The 14,046-nt window shown below is 71.5% G+C and carries 9 protein-coding genes; 5 read left to right on the forward strand and 4 right to left on the reverse strand.

Going from position 1 to position 14,046, the window contains the following annotated elements:
- Nucleotides 1–92: 92 nt before the first annotated feature.
- The gene (locus ACFQS1_RS37510; protein ID WP_378977246.1) at nt 93–2,126 is read right to left on the reverse strand and encodes an esterase/lipase family protein; all 2,034 of its coding nucleotides are present in this window, start codon (nt 2,124–2,126) and stop codon (nt 93–95) included.
- Between the two features lie 117 nt (nt 2,127–2,243).
- Between ACFQS1_RS37510 and ACFQS1_RS37515 the strand changes: the two genes are divergently transcribed.
- The 5 genes from ACFQS1_RS37515 to ACFQS1_RS37535 all read left to right on the forward strand — a co-directional run bounded on the left by ACFQS1_RS37515 (nt 2,244) and on the right by ACFQS1_RS37535 (nt 8,619).
- Entirely contained in the window at nt 2,244–3,467 is a 1,224-nt protein-coding gene (locus tag ACFQS1_RS37515) for an RNA polymerase factor sigma-54 (protein WP_378977262.1), read from the forward strand.
- A gap of 66 nt (nt 3,468–3,533) precedes the next feature.
- On the forward strand, nt 3,534–4,724 hold the full coding sequence (locus ACFQS1_RS37520) for a hypothetical protein (protein WP_378977248.1): 1,191 nt from the start codon (nt 3,534–3,536) through the stop codon (nt 4,722–4,724).
- 3 nt (nt 4,725–4,727) lie between these two features.
- Nucleotides 4,728–6,035, forward strand: a complete 1,308-nt coding sequence (locus tag ACFQS1_RS37525; RefSeq protein ID WP_378977250.1) for a hypothetical protein — start codon at nt 4,728–4,730, stop codon at nt 6,033–6,035.
- A complete protein-coding gene (locus tag ACFQS1_RS37530; RefSeq protein WP_378977252.1) occupies nt 6,032–7,825 on the forward strand; it encodes a hypothetical protein in 1,794 nt (597 codons plus the stop codon). Before ACFQS1_RS37525 ends, ACFQS1_RS37530 begins: the two co-directional genes overlap by 4 nt.
- On the forward strand, nt 7,822–8,619 hold the full coding sequence (locus tag ACFQS1_RS37535) for an amidohydrolase family protein (protein WP_378977254.1): 798 nt from the start codon (nt 7,822–7,824) through the stop codon (nt 8,617–8,619). Before ACFQS1_RS37530 ends, ACFQS1_RS37535 begins: the two co-directional genes overlap by 4 nt.
- On the opposite strand, the gene ACFQS1_RS37540 is transcribed toward ACFQS1_RS37535, so the two are convergent.
- Genes ACFQS1_RS37540 through ACFQS1_RS37550 form a run of 3 tightly spaced genes read right to left on the reverse strand, consistent with a single transcriptional unit; the run spans nt 8,562 to nt 12,693 of the window.
- Nucleotides 8,562–9,947, reverse strand: coding sequence for a sigma 54-interacting transcriptional regulator (locus ACFQS1_RS37540; protein ID WP_378977256.1), 1,386 nt, complete (start codon nt 9,945–9,947; stop codon nt 8,562–8,564). The two genes, ACFQS1_RS37535 and ACFQS1_RS37540, sit on opposite strands and share 58 nt — an antisense overlap.
- 6 nt (nt 9,948–9,953) lie before the next feature.
- On the reverse strand, nt 9,954–10,499 hold the full coding sequence (locus tag ACFQS1_RS37545) for a hypothetical protein (protein ID WP_378977258.1): 546 nt from the start codon (nt 10,497–10,499) through the stop codon (nt 9,954–9,956).
- Between the two features lie 49 nt (nt 10,500–10,548).
- Complete coding sequence (locus ACFQS1_RS37550) at nt 10,549–12,693, reverse strand: phage tail tip lysozyme (protein WP_378977260.1); 2,145 nt, start codon at nt 12,691–12,693, stop codon at nt 10,549–10,551.
- Nucleotides 12,694–14,046: the final 1,353 nt, after the last annotated feature.

A 14,046-nucleotide genomic window follows, 5' to 3' on the forward strand; every position in this document is an offset into this window, starting at 1 on the left:
AGCCATCACGAGATCATATGCGTGCCGTCGGCATCCCCCGGAAGCTCGAGCGGGCGGTGCGGGCCGCCGTCGCGTCCGGTGCAGACGTGGCCTCAAGCAGACGTCAAGGTTCGCTGACCCCCCTGAAAGGTTCCTGGACGTGCCCCCGCCAGCCAGGGGATCGGTTTCTGCCGGGCGCACCGTTCGACGAGTCCCCAGCCCGCCGACTTCATCCACGCGAGACTGAAGTCGGTCGTCGCGTGCTGGCACCGGGGATAACCGGTGTACCGCTCGCACCAGGAGATCTCGGCGTTGATCGTCTGGGTCGGCGGCGTACCGCGAAGCCCGGCCAGAGATGCGGCGAGGTCGCTGCAGCACGGCCGGCAGGGACTGAAGCCCTCGATGTCGGTGTCCCGGGAGCGGTTCGCGATGTGCAGCATCCGCAGCCGTTTCCGGAAGGTCCGGTCCTGTTCCGACAGCCACCGGGTGAGGTGCATCTCGGCGTGGTGCGCGTTGTCGCACGCGTGCCGATATCCGCGGTCCATCCGCCCGACGTTGTAGGTGACCATGTGGTTGTAGAAGTCGCCGAGGAACAGCATCCCGCCGACCGAGGAGAAGGATGTCGCGTTGGAGAGGATGAACACGTACCGCAGCCGGCCGACGTCGGGAACGTCGATCTCCTCGATCTCCCGGCTGGACAGGTGCTTGGGCGGGTTCCTCAGCTGCCGGCGGGTCTTCGAGCCGGGGACCGGCTCGTCGGCCGGGTCGACCAGCGGCTTGCCGTCGTTGCTGCCGAGCCGGGTGACGGACAGCACCCGGCCGCGATAGTCGGGTTCATGGCGGCAGTCCATGATCAGTCGGGCCGCGCCGACCAGGTCGTCGACGGACACCGAACCCGGCGGAACCTGCCGTGGCACCGGTGGCCGGGGCCGCCGCACCAGGGGCAGGCACCGGCCCAGCACGTCCGGTCGCTCACAGAGCCGCGCGTGGTCCAGCGTGCCGCCGGTGACGAGCAGATTGCGCAGGTTGCCGTGGTCGTGCGGGAACAACCGGGCGCTGGTCAGCGGCACGGTCGCGTCACCGCCGGCGCCGGTGATGATGCGGTCCTGCCCGCGGTCGTAGCCGAGAGGGGTGGGAAAGCCGGTCGCGGCGAGAAGGTGATAGTCGAGCCGCTGGCGGCCCAGCCAGCCGGGCAGATCACACGCGTCGATCAGGCCGGCGCGCAGGTCCCGGATGGTTTCCACCGCGGTGCGGCCGGTGCCGGAGTGCTTCTCGTCGCGGTACGTGGTCTGGTACCGCTCCGGCCGGCCCTTGTTCGATACGAAGTTGTACACCGGCAGCAGCTGGAACGTGGACGCCATCGCGTGCAGCACCGCGATCTGCACCCGCGGCGGTATGCCGTGCGCCGACACGCTCGGCGGTGGTATCCCGGCGGCGCGCAGCTGCTGGTAGAGCGGGGTGTCCGGCAGGGGCAGGGTGCGGCCGGTCAGGTGCAGCCAGGCTTGCGGCGCGCCCCGGTGCGGTGTGCCGATGGTGATCAGCCGACGGGCCAGCCGGTGTCCCTGCAGGGGTGACTCCAGGAAGTAGCGGGCGATCAGGCCACCCATGCTGTGCCCGATGAGCGTGACCCGCTCCTCGTCGGACACCGGCCGGGTGGGTGCCCGGCCACCGAACCACTGGTCCAGGATCCGCCGCTGCAGCAGGCCGGCGTTGGTCCGGACGGACAGCCGCCAGTCGTAGGGGAACGCCAGCACGTCCATGCCCGCGCCGCGCAGGCCGGCGAGGAAGGCGGTGTACGGCCGGAACGTGATGCGCTTCTTCTTGTACTGGACGTCGATGTCGACGAGTGCGCCGGGCCGCACGTTCCCGGGCTGGTCCCAGCCGTTGCCGGTCATCATGCGGCGGCCCCACGCGTCCGGGGCGAACAGCCAGTGCAGGCTCCCGATGGTTCCCCAGAGGGCTTCCGGCCGCTTGTCGCACGGGTACAGCGGGGTTCCGCGCAGCAGCAGGTCTCCGGCCACGCCCAGGTTGCGCTCGCACTCCCGGCGCGCCTGTGCCGGCGTGAGGCTGGTGTCGATCAGTTCGGTGCCGAGCGCGCCGGGCAGGAAGACGACGCGGGGCAGTCCCCGGGCACGAGTACGGAACATGTACCCGTACCAGCAAGTTCGGGGCCAGCCGGTGTCGGATCAGGGACGTGTCCGCTCCGGCGACTGCGACCTGGCCCGGATCCTGCAGGGAGCGGGCGGGAGGTGGTCGGGTTGTCCGTGACGTTCGAGCTCGCCATGACGCCCCGGCTCGGCATGGAGGTGTCGCCGGCCCTGGTCGCGTTCGGTGAGCTGCTGATGCTGCCGTACCCGGCCATGCAGGACGTCGTCGACGACGAACTGCAGGCCAACGCCGATCTGGAACGCCTGGAGCCGGGGGAATGCCCGGTCTGCCGAGGTGCCTGGCGGGCAAGATGTCCCATCTGCGGGATAAGCCATGCCAGCAGTGCTATCCCGGATATGCCGGCCGCCGAGCCCGACTCCGAGAAGCTGCGCCGGGCCGTGCATGCCGAGACCGGTCCGGCCGACGCCGGCGCGCTGGACTACCTCATCGACAACCTGGACCGGCACGGGCTGCTGGACCGGAGCCGGGCTCAGCTCGCCGCCGAGCTGCGGCGCGAGGAGAGCGACGTGGAGCGCCTGCTCAGCGTGATCCGCCGCTGCGGCCCGCCCGGAGTGGGCGCCACCAGCGTCGCCGAGTGCCTGGTACTGCAACTGGACGCGATCGGCCTGCCGCCCGAGACCGCTGGACTGGCACAAGAGGTCATCACCGGACACCTCGCGGCACTCGGCCGCGGTCATTTCGCCGCGATCGCCGAGGCGGTCGGGACGACCCGGGAGGCGATCGCCGGCGTGCTCGAGCTGATCCGGCGGCGGCTGCGGCCCTATCCCGCCTATGACGGGACAACGGCGGGCGGTACGGCGTACGTGATCCCCGATGTGGTGATCCGGGCGCAAGCGGACCGATTCACCGTCGACCTCGTGGAAAGCGCGACCACCCGGTTGCGCGCCCGGGCCGCCGGACCGGGTGCGGCCGCGGCCCGATCCTTCCTCACCCTGCTACGGGACCGCCGCGAGACGCTGCGCCGGGTGACCGAGTACGCGGTACAGCGGCAACGCGACTTCCTGGCCGGCGGCGCGCTCCGCCCGCTGACCCGTGCCGAGGTCGCGGCCGACCTCGGCCTGCACGAGTCGACGGTGAGCCGTGCCGTCGCGGACAAGCAGGCATTGCTGCCGGACGGGCGGCTCAGCCCGCTGGCGAGCTTCTTCGGTGTCAGCGGGGGTGCCGACGAACAGCTGGCGCGGCTGTTGCGCGCCGCGGACGGCCCGATCTCCGACCAGCGGCTCGCCGACCTGATGAATGCCGCCGGCTATCCGATGGCACGGCGCACGGTGGCCAAGCACCGGGCCCGTCTCGGGTACGCGCCGGTGGCGCTGCGCTGACGGCTGGCCCACTTCTTGCGGCTGGCAGAGATGCCGGCCCGAATCCGCCGACGACGGGAGAGACCCATGTTCGAGACATCAGCACCGGCTGCCGGGTGCCAGGGAAGTCGCCGCCGCGACGACGAGGCAGAGTACGAGGCCCGCTACGACGAGACGCAGTCCGAGCAGGACGAGGAGCACTTCTTCCAGGCGCTGATCCCGCTCGCCGCCAAGGTACTGCCCAGCCTCATCGGCGCCTTCACGAAGGAGACCGAGTTCGAGGACGAGGGTGAGGACAGCGAGAACTACGAGGAGACCGAGGACGAGGAGGAGATTCTCGGGAAGCTGCTGCGCGGTGTGTTCGGCGCGGAGGCCGAGACCGACGAGGCGGTCCTCAGCCCGGCGCAGGAGGCGGACCTCGCCGGTCGCCTGCTGGAGGTGTCCGACGAACGGGACCTCCGCAAGGTGGTCGGCAAGATCGTGAACACGGTCGGCGCCGCGGTTCAGGGCCGGCCCAATGCCGCCCGCTCCCGGCAGGGACGCGCCGTGATCGACGCCGCCACACCGGTGCTGCAGGCGGCGGACTCCGAAGCGCCCGTCTTCGAGACCGAGACGCCCGGCATGGGGCAGGAGCAGCAGGCGTACGAGACGGCGCGGCAGGCGGTGCGCCTGGTGGAGTCGGCGGCCCGGCATGCGGCCGCCGCTCATCCGGACCGGCCGCCGGAGGTCGTCGGGGAGCTGAGCATTCTGGGCGCGGCGCGGCGTTTCGCACCCGGGCTGTTCGGTACCGCGGCCCGCGTGCTGCGGCGTACCTTCGGCGGCTACGGCCGCCGCTATGGTTATGGCCGGCGTTACGGGTACGGCTACGGCCGCCGTTACGGGTACGGCTACCGGCGCCCCTACCGTGGCGGCTACGGCTACGGCCGGCCGGGTTACTACGGCTGGCGCGGCTACGGATACGGATACCCGGCGCAGGGCGCCGAGCCCGCGCCGCCGGAGACGCCACCGGAACCGCAGACGCCGCGCCCCGGCTACCGCTGGGTCCAGGTGCCGATCGACGCGCCACCACCCGAACCACCCGCGGGCGGCACCCCGCAACCGCCACCTCCGCCCGGCGAGCCCGCGGCGTCCGAATGGGAGACGGACGAGCGGGAGGCCCCGTATGCGGGCGAGGCACCCTACGCCGCTTCCGGGCCGCCGCCCGGCATGAACGGACATGGCCCGGACAGCGGCCGCTGGGTACGCCGCCGCGGCCGGATCGTTCTGCTGGACGCCTGAGCGATGACCCGCCACCCGTCCGCCGCCCGTCTCCTCGAACAGGAGACGCGAGCGCTGCTGACCCGGCTCGCCGCGGTCCGCCCGTTCGTGCTGCAGGAGACGGCCGTCGCCGCGGCGGCGCTGTCCCCGGCCGCGCTGAGCGGCATCGAGGACCATCTGGCCCGGGGCCGCGAGACGGTGTGGCGGCACGCCCAGACGTACCTCGGCTGGCTGTGCGGACCCGGCTGGGCCGCGCCGGCGGCCGAGCAGCAGCGGCGCTTCTGGGCGCTGCGGCTGGATTTCCAGAAGGCCCTCGCGCAGTTCGACCTCTTCTCCGAGGTGATCACCCAGCGCAGCGAGACCGAGAACGGCGTTCTGTTGTCCGGCCTGGACGTGGCGGCCGCGCAAGCGCTGCGGCTGCCCGGCGGGCTCATCGACGGACCGCCGGTGGTGTGCGCGCTGCACCGCGGGCTGGGCGGGGCGATCCGGCGGGCGCACACCGCGCTCCCCGGCGGCGGCGACAGCCCGATAGCGATCATCAGGATCCCCCGCGAGCGCATGATCGGGTTCGGCGTGGCCTCGTCGTTGATCCACGAGGTGGGTCATCAGGGCGCGGCCCTGCTCGGACTGGTCGGCTCACTGCGCGCGGATTTGCGCCGGGCCCGGGCCGGGCCGCTCTGGATCCGGTGGATCTCGGAGATCGTGGCGGACTGCTGGGCGATCGGCCGGATCGGCATCGGTTCGACGCTGGGCCTCATCTCGCTGGTGAGCCTGCCGCGCGCGTTCGTGTTCCGACCGTCCGAAAACGACCCTCATCCGGTTCCGTGGATCCGCGTCCTGCTGAGCTGCGCGATCGGTGACGCCCTCTATCCGGACCCGCAGTGGAACCGGCTGGCCGCGGTGTGGCGCGAGATGTACCCCGGTGAGTTGCCGGAGCTGGAGAACGGCCTGCCCGGCGTGGTCCGGGTGCTGATCGAACACCGGTCCCCGGCCCTGCGCGGCCGCACCCTCGGTGACGTCCTGCACGACCCGCGGGTGCGCCGGGAGGCGCTGCTGCGCCGCTTCGCGGCCTGGCGCGCCGACCCCGGCGAGGTGGACCGCGCACCGCCGACGCTGGCGTTCGCGGTGCTCGGCCAGGCCCGGGCCGGCGGGCTGCTGAGCCCCGAGGAGGAGGCCCGGCTGCTGCACCGGCTGATCGTCACCTGGGCGGTCACCAGCACGCTCGCGACGGCGCGGGCCGCGACCCGGTCCGACGTCCGGACGTTCCTCGGTCAACCTGCCGTGTGGGCCGGTGCGACCGTACAACCCACTCTGATCGGAGACAGACAATGACGGACCGGGTTCACACCGGGAGCCGGGAACGGCAGCGATACTTCGACGTCGAACCCCGGCCCCAGCGCATCACGGAGGGTGGCATCGTCCTGCTCGTCGGCAAGCCACCGGGTGACCTTCACGGCGAATACCAGGCGACCTGGCGGGTGGAAGGGCCGGTCGTGCTGACCGACGCCCAGGCCCGGATCGCCCTGCTCGGCGCGGCCACCGTCCCACAGAACAACATCATCTTCGACGACACCAAGCCACCGATCGAGATCCGCGCGACCCTCGACACCACGGGGCTCTCGGTCGGTTCCTGGACCGTCTTCCTCGAGCTCGAACCGGTGGGTACCGGCATCGAACGCCCGGCCGCCTGCGGCGAGTCGGATCCCATCGAGATCGCGCAGCCGCCGCTCGCCGCCGGTGACGACGTGTCGGTCACGCTGCGCCGGCCGACGCCGCCGCCCACCGACGACCAGACGCTCTGGGTGGCGATCCGGAACAGCACGAACGCGCTCGGCTACGACCGCTACGTCGACTTCGTGGACCGGGTGGGCTGCCAGGAGCGCGGCTCGTGGGACGGCTTCCGCGGCGGGCACTCACGCTCGCACATCGCGCTGCCGTTCCCCGGCGTCGAGCGCTACCGGCTGCTCAAGGCCACCACCGAGGCGTTCGTGATGATCTACTGCCGGACCTTCCGCGAGGTCTTCCGCAACGTGGACGTGGCCGAGGAGAGCGCCCGCCTGGACCGTACGGTCGACGTCGCCGAACTGGAGCGCGAGTTCCGCCGCTACCTCGTGGACGTGCCGGACGGGCGGGGCGGCGAGCTGGACGTACTGCCATACCTGGGGATCATCCGCCGCAAGCTCGGTGACGTGGCGGTGGTCGGGCGCGACGACGACCACGAGCGTACCGACCTGTGTTTCGGAATCCTCGCCGAGAAGCTCACGCGCCCGGTCCTCATCGAGCTGATCTGGTCGTACTGGATGGAGCGGGCCGGGCTGGTCCGCACCCTGGACGCGATCAACTGGCGGTTCCAGAACCGGCCGCCGGCGTACCCCGGCCGCGACCCGCTCGCCTCGATGGAGGTCGAGCCCCTGCGGCCGCTGAGCAGCCTGCTCTGGGGCATCCAGCGCGACCAGGGGCACCTGCTCACCGCCGAACAGCGCAACCTGGAGTACGCCCACGCGTACGGCACCCAGATCGCGCAGCCGTCCCGGCGCGTCGCCGACAACCGGAACCGGTTCATGGCGGCGTTCCACAACCTGCTCAGCGAGTGCCTGGACTTCTACGAGCAGAGCGACAACACGGTGATCATCCCGAACGCCTTCAACGTGCTCAACGGTCTCAAGGAGACACACCTGCTGCTCACGCAGGGCGCCGCCAACCTGTACGGCGAGATGCCCTCGGCGACCCGCCAGGAGATGCTGATGCAGCAGTACCTGCTGGGCCGGCCGGAGGTACGCGAGTTCCTGCCGTCGCGGATCATGGTGGATCTGCCGGAGGGCTGGATGGACGCGGTCGACGTGATGAACCGCATCCAGGGCTGGTCCGACGTGTCCGCGATGCACTACCGGGACCTGGCCGTCTTCGGCGAGCAACTGTTGTTGAGCATCCGGTTCGGCGAGTGGCCCGGCGTGAGCAACGCGGACCAGGCCGCGCATTGGGCGACCTACTTCCGGCAGGAGGTTCAGCAGTACTGCCACTCGCTCGGCGCGGTCCAGGGTCACGCTCCGCGCCGCAGCCCGGCACGGCCGGCGAACGGGTACGCGACACGCCAGCCGTCCTACCAAGCCTTCCGAGGATGATCATCGACGCGCATTGCCACGCGGGGCACGGCGACGGGTTCACCGGCCCGTGGGACACCGTCGCCCCGCTGGCTCGCTACCTGCGTCGATGCGACGAGGCCGGAATCGGTGTGACGAACCTGCTGGCCGCCTTCCACAGCGACTACGCGGCGGCGAACGAGGAGGTCGGCCGGATCGTGGCCGGCCGACCGGGCCGCTTCACCGCGTTCGCGTTCGTGCACGCGGAACGCGACCGCGGCCGGATCCTGCCGATGGCCCGCCGTGCCGTCGAGGAACTCGGCTTCCTCGGCATCAAGGTGCACCGGCTCGACGCCCGCATCAGCCGGGAGATCTGCGAGGCCGCGCGAGCGCTGCGGGTGCCGGTTCTGTACGACGTGGCCGGCGAGGTGAGCGCGATCGAGCTGTTCGCCGCGGAGTACCGCGACGTCGACTTCGTCATCCCGCACCTGGGTAGCTTCGCCGACGACTGGTCCGCGCAGGCCGTGTTCTGCGCGGTGCTGGCCGACCGGCCCAACGTCTACACCGACACCTCCGGCGTGCGCCGCTTCGACCTGCTACTGCGCGCGGTGCGCCGGGCCGGCCCGGGCAAGGTGCTGTTCGGCTCCGACGGTCCGTGGCTGCACCCCGGTCTCGAACTGGAGAAGGTCCGCCTGCTGAAGCTTCCGCCCGGCGACGAGGCGCTCGTGCTGGGCGGCAACTTCCTGCGGCTCACGGGTACGGCGCGACGCCGCCGGGCTCACCCGCGCGGTGCGGCGCCGGCTCCGGTGAGCGAGGCCTTTTCCGGTACGCGGTGACGGTGCGGTTCCTCCGGTTCGCCCGGACCGCCCGCCCCGTTCGGTGCGCCGTGGCGGTCCGCTGAGCAGAGGCGGAACGCTTCAGCTCGTACCTCTGCGGTCAGCTCGTCCACCGACGAGCCGGCAGCAAGCCGGTCGCGCAGGTAAAGCTCCAGGCGGCGGTCGCCTCCGCGATCCTCGCCCGGACGCGCCGGCCGATCGTGCTCCGGCACGTCGCCCACCGTGATCGGCCCGGAGCCCAGATGGCGGTGAATGATCCGCAGCGCGAGGCTGCGCAGGTCACGGACGTTGCCCGGATAGTCGCGGTGCAGCAGCAGGTCGCGCACCGGCTCGGACAGCGGCGGCGGCTCCCGGTCCGGCGCGACCTGGCGGCAGAAGTAGCGGAACAGGCCGGCGATGTCCTCCGGCCTCTCCCGCAGGCTGGGCAGATGGAGCGTGCAGCCGGCGATGCGGAAGTAGAAGTCGCTGCGGAAGCCGCCGCGCTCGCGTTCCGCGGCCAGGTCGCGGTTCGTCGCGCAGATCAGCCGGAACCTGCTCTTGCGCCAGACGTTGCTGCCGACCCGCTTGAACGTGCCCTCCTGGATCACCCGCAGCAGTTCGGCCTGCAGGGTGACCGGCAGCTCGCCGACCTCGTCGAGGAAGAGGGTGCCACCGTCGGCGAGCTCGAACGCGCCCTCACGGACGGTGGAGGCGCCGGTGAACGCGCCGCGCTCATGGCCGAAGAACTCGCTGCCGGAGAGCGTGGGAACCACGGTGCTGCAGTCCAGGATGACGAGTTTGCGTTTGGGGCGGCGGGGATCGAGGTCGTGGATGAGCTCGGCGAGCCGTTCCTTGCCGGTGCCGGACTCGCCGGTGATCAGTACGGCGGAGTTGGTGAAACGGGCCGCCTCGACCGCGTCGCGCAGGGCGGCGCGCCAAGCCGGGCTCTCGCCGATGAGGAAGTCCCGGACGTGCGGGCAGTCGAGGAGCTCGTCGACGGCGTGCCAGCGGCGCAGGCGGTCGGCGATCAGGTGGGCGACGTCCGGTGTGCCGTCCCAGATCACCACGTCCGAGGCGCCGGCCCGCAGCAGTTCCCAGCCGTCGGTCGCGTCGCGCAGGGCCAGGGCCAGTACGCGTCCGGAGGCGGCAGCGGCGGTGAGCCGGGCCGCCGCGCCGGGATCGTCCGGGTCGAACACGACGATGCGGCCGCGTGCGTTGGGTTCCAGGCGGACTCCGGCGCTGGTCAGGCCGCCGCGGACGGCCTGCACGGCGTCGTCGGGCGCGCCGCCGGCTTCGATCCATGCCGTGGGCGCCGGCGGGCGTCGCGTTTCGGTGGTGAGCGCGGTCATCGCGGCTCAGGTTCGTGCGGCTCGTGCGGTCTTGCGGGGCTTGGTCGCTCTGGTTCCGGACGCGTGCGGACCGTCCCGATCCGTCCTCGCCCCTGTGGTCTCGTCTGATTCCTGAGACTTGGCATCGGTTTCTGCGGTGTCGCCCCGTCGGGTGGCGGTCGCCGCTTTTCGAGCTCGTGCGGGCTCGGCAGTGCGTTCGGACCGCGCTCCGGCGGGGCGTTCGGACGCCGATTCCGGCGCCGCCTCGGCGCGGCGCAGCGCCGTCGCGGCGTCCTCGGTGACCGCCGGGTGTGACACCGAGCCGCTCAGCCGGAGCGGGAAAGCGTCGACGATCTCGAATCCCACCGGCTGGCCGTACCCGTCGCCGACCGTAACGATCGGCGCCCTTTCGACGATCTGCTTCATCACCATGATGCTGTTCTGCGCCAGCAGCGGCGTCGCGAAGTCGCCCAGCGATCGGGCCAGCACCCGGCGCTGCCCGTCATGCTGGACCAGACGCCACTCATAGCGGTCGACGTCACGCAGAAAGATCTCGAACTGGAACTCATCCACGACGTGTCCTCCCGTCGTAACAGAGGGAAATCCTAGGTGCGACGCGGCGTTACCGCGCCGTGCCGGTCGGGAATGCGACCGGAGCTGTCCTTCGATAGGCCGCCAGGGCCCGCGCACCGAGCGCCCGCCGGTCGCGGAGTGCCTTCTGCAGCGCCGGATCACCGGGTCGCCCGTTGACCACGACGGCCGGCACCTCGAACCGCAGCAGCACCGCGTCGGACGCCCGGTCCACGGTCACGCCCGGCCCGCGCAGCACGGCGTCCACCTGCCGGTAGTCGCGGCCCAGCTCGGTGACCAGGTAGTCGACCTGCGCGGCCAGGTCGGACAGGATCGCCGAGCCGAGGCTGCGGTGCCGGAACAAGCCCGCTCGGCGCTCCTTCCTGGTCCACTGCGCGAGCCCGACGCCGGGTAGCCGGGGGCCGGTGCGGCGTACCGGATCCCGGTCGCGCACCTCGTCCGGGGTGAAGTCGCGTTCCCGGCCGGAGAAGTCCTTGGCCCGCAGCGGGGTGGCGGACCGGCTTCCTTCGATGCGTTGCGGAATGACCTCGGATTCCGCGATCAGGTTGCCGGTCAGTCCGGCGGCCCCGGCGACCGGGTAGCCGTAGCGGCTGACCAGCAGTTGTACGACCCGGGCCGCGCGTTCGTCGGTGCTGGCCGGTAGCGGCGCGCCGGCACGGCAGGGCGGCGCCGCGGTTCCGGTGGCCGGCGCGGCCGTGATGACCGGCCGGGCCCCGCTGCAACTGACCACCGCGAAGATCCGGCGATGCCGGCGGAGATCGACCCGGCCGTCCGGCAGCGTCCATACCGTCTTGTCTCCGACGGTCAGGCCCTGCCCCGGCGGTCCACCCGGCATACCGACGTTGCCGCCGATCACCCGGAGGCGGCCCGGCTTGACGTCCACCACGATGTCGCAGTGCGTGGACCATCGGCGGTTCTGGCCGATGTTGTCGTAGTTCGCGCCGTCGACTCCCGGCCGCGAGTTGCACACCAGGTCGCCCACCCGCGGAGCAATCTCGGTGGCCCGATACGCCCAGAACGGGTTCGCGCTGTTCGCGACGAGCCGGTTGCGGCGCGCCGCGCGGATGTACTCGCGGTGTGCCGCCGCGGCCGGGAACATCGACGCCCCGGCTTCGCGCATGACGTACGAGACGAACGCCGCGCTCCACGCGCTCATGTCGCTGTGCGCGTGCCAGGCCGCGCTCCGCAGATCCGCGTCGGACACCATGTCGGACACCTTCTTGCCGAGCCCGACCAGGTAGTACTGGCGCAGCATCGGAGTGGCCTGCGGCGTCGTTTCGGTGAGCGGCCTGCCGCCGCCGGGACGCCAGCGCCGGAACTCGCGTACCGCGACCGCCGCGATCGCCTCGCCCAGCGTTGGTGGCGGCGTGCTTTCGCGCTGTTCCGCCGGCGTCCCCGGGATCGCGGCGACGCCGGGCAGGTCGGCCGCGGGATCGGCGAGCAGCCGCGGCCCGTACGTGCGCGGTATGTCGCAATGTTCGACTTCCGTCCGCTCCACCCGGAACGTCCGGGTGTTTCCGCCCAGCTCGGCCCGGACGCGTTCACTCATCGCGGCGGTACCGTGCCGGCCCGCCCGATACAACACACGCAGTGCGCCCGTACCGGCCGAGCGCCGTCTTTTCGCCCAGGCGATGAGAGGCGCGGGATCCTCGTACAGCGCGTCGAACGTGTGTATCTCGTCCGGGTCCTCCTGCCGCAGGATCCTCATCAGTGCGGCGCCGCCGCCGGAGTGCGCGGTCAGGATCAGCCGCCCCGGTGTCGGATGAGCACCGGTGGCCGCGGCGAACCGTCCCAGCGCGTCGTCGACGAGGGCGGACAAGGCGCCACGGGCGACCAGGCCGGGAAAGTCGTAACCCGCGCGAGTCCGCCCGCCGTAGAAGTGACCGCGCGGAAGGACGAACAGTGTGGGCGCCCGGCGTCTCGCCGGATCGAACCCGCTGCGGGGCAGGATGTCGCGGACCAGGTCCATCGGTCCGCACGTGCCGAAGCCGTGCAGGTGGACCACGACGTCGACCCGGGCGCGGCGCGGCATCGGCCCCCAGCACAGCACCAGGTCCGGCGCGGCGCCCCGGTGCGCGGCGAGCAGCGGATGCCGGTCGATGACGAGCCTGCCGGGCCGGACACCCAGCGCTCCCGGCTCCGGGCGGCGCAGCGCGGGAGCGGTGGATGCGGTCATGGCCGTCCTCCTGCCATCGGGATCGGTGTCCCTGACACAGCAAGAAGCGGACCACCCGGGTGCGGAGCGGATCCGGCAGCCCCATCCAAGCCGTCGGATCGGCTGCTCCGGGGGCCGTCCCGGATCGCCGGAGGCGCCCAGGGTCAGGAAGAGCGTGGGTCGCCGCTTGATCGCGCGAACGGGATGAAGGCGCGATCCGTTTACGGATCTGCCGATGAGAATGCGCCAGCGCGAATTTTGGGAAACGGCGATTGGGGCCGTCTGTGGGCAGCCTCCAGCGCAGTGGCGGGCTCCGGGTGAAGCGGGTCGTCCAGCTTACCGGGCAATCGCCGGCCGACGGTGCGAATCGAGGGCGCTCCACACTGTCGGGCGGCTTCCCACCGGGGCGCACGGCGGCGTCTCCGCCACGCACCCGCAAACGGCCGCCCTTTTCCCGAAACCAGTTGCGACATCTCGTCGCCGGGGGACGCCGGACCGGTGCCGCCACGACAACCGCCTCTTCGAGCGCCGACTCGGATTCGGTGACCTGGCCACCGGCCGCGACACTGTGCTCATGCCGGCCTCCCGCCGCGTCCACCGTCGCGACCCGTCCCGCGACGGCGGTCTCCGGCACGGTCTGACCCGGCACAACCTGACCCGGCACAACCTGACCCGGCACAACCTGACCCGGCATGCTGGGCGTCGACTCCGACCGGACTGCCGGCCGGCTGTGTGCCTGCTCAGACGTTCCGGACGCCGACGCCACCGCGCCGCGATCGTGCCACCCGGCCGTCAATTCCTCGTCGCTCGGCATGTGGCCGTAAATCGAGCGCAGCTTCCGCGCGTGGCGTTGTGTCATACCCCAAACGCGATGCCGCTGATGCTCCCGGCGGAATTCCTCGGCCTCGGCGGAATAGTTGCGGCGCCTCGTCGTGTCGCGCATCGTCGCCAATTGCGCCGTGGTGAACAACTGCAGCTGCCGCATAAACCATTTTCCCGCAGACCGACCCGGCCCGGCCACTGTTCGATCATCCCAGCGGACAATGAGTTTCACGAGATCCGAAGACGCCGCGGCATTCAGCTGATAGGTGAACAAACAGACAGAAGCACGCGCTGTCATGCCGCCGATAGTGCTCGTCGGCATCGCTGGAGCGCGTACCGCGCGTGTAGATCGGCGGGGGTCGGTGTAACAAATCAGCCGAGTTCGCCTTCATCTCGGGCTCGCCGCCACACCGCCTCGAAATACTGGCTCTTCGAAGTTAAGCGGGGTTGAGGTGTCCGCGGTGGCGGCGGGTGGTGGCTGCGCGGGTGCGTAGGCGCTGGTTTTCGGGGTTGCGGAAGCCGTAGGCGTTGCGGGCGAGGGTCTTGATGACG

Source organism: Paractinoplanes rhizophilus, from assembly GCF_042664765.1.
GTDB lineage: Bacteria > Actinomycetota > Actinomycetes > Mycobacteriales > Micromonosporaceae > Actinoplanes > Actinoplanes rhizophilus.

Bases quoted from the DNA above. Each gene is read 5' to 3' on its own strand.
- ACFQS1_RS37510 (WP_378977246.1), bottom strand. From the start codon at position 2,126: ATGTTCCGTACTCGTGCCCGGGGACTGCCCCGCGTCGTCTTCCTGCCC.
- ACFQS1_RS37520 (WP_378977248.1), top strand. From the start codon at position 3,534: ATGTTCGAGACATCAGCACCGGCTGCCGGGTGCCAGGGAAGTCGCCGC.
- ACFQS1_RS37525 (WP_378977250.1), top strand. From the start codon at position 4,728: ATGACCCGCCACCCGTCCGCCGCCCGTCTCCTCGAACAGGAGACGCGA.
- ACFQS1_RS37530 (WP_378977252.1), top strand. From the start codon at position 6,032: ATGACGGACCGGGTTCACACCGGGAGCCGGGAACGGCAGCGATACTTC.
- ACFQS1_RS37535 (WP_378977254.1), top strand. From the start codon at position 7,822: ATGATCATCGACGCGCATTGCCACGCGGGGCACGGCGACGGGTTCACC.
- ACFQS1_RS37540 (WP_378977256.1), bottom strand. From the start codon at position 9,947: ATGACCGCGCTCACCACCGAAACGCGACGCCCGCCGGCGCCCACGGCA.
- ACFQS1_RS37550 (WP_378977260.1), bottom strand. From the start codon at position 12,693: ATGACCGCATCCACCGCTCCCGCGCTGCGCCGCCCGGAGCCGGGAGCG.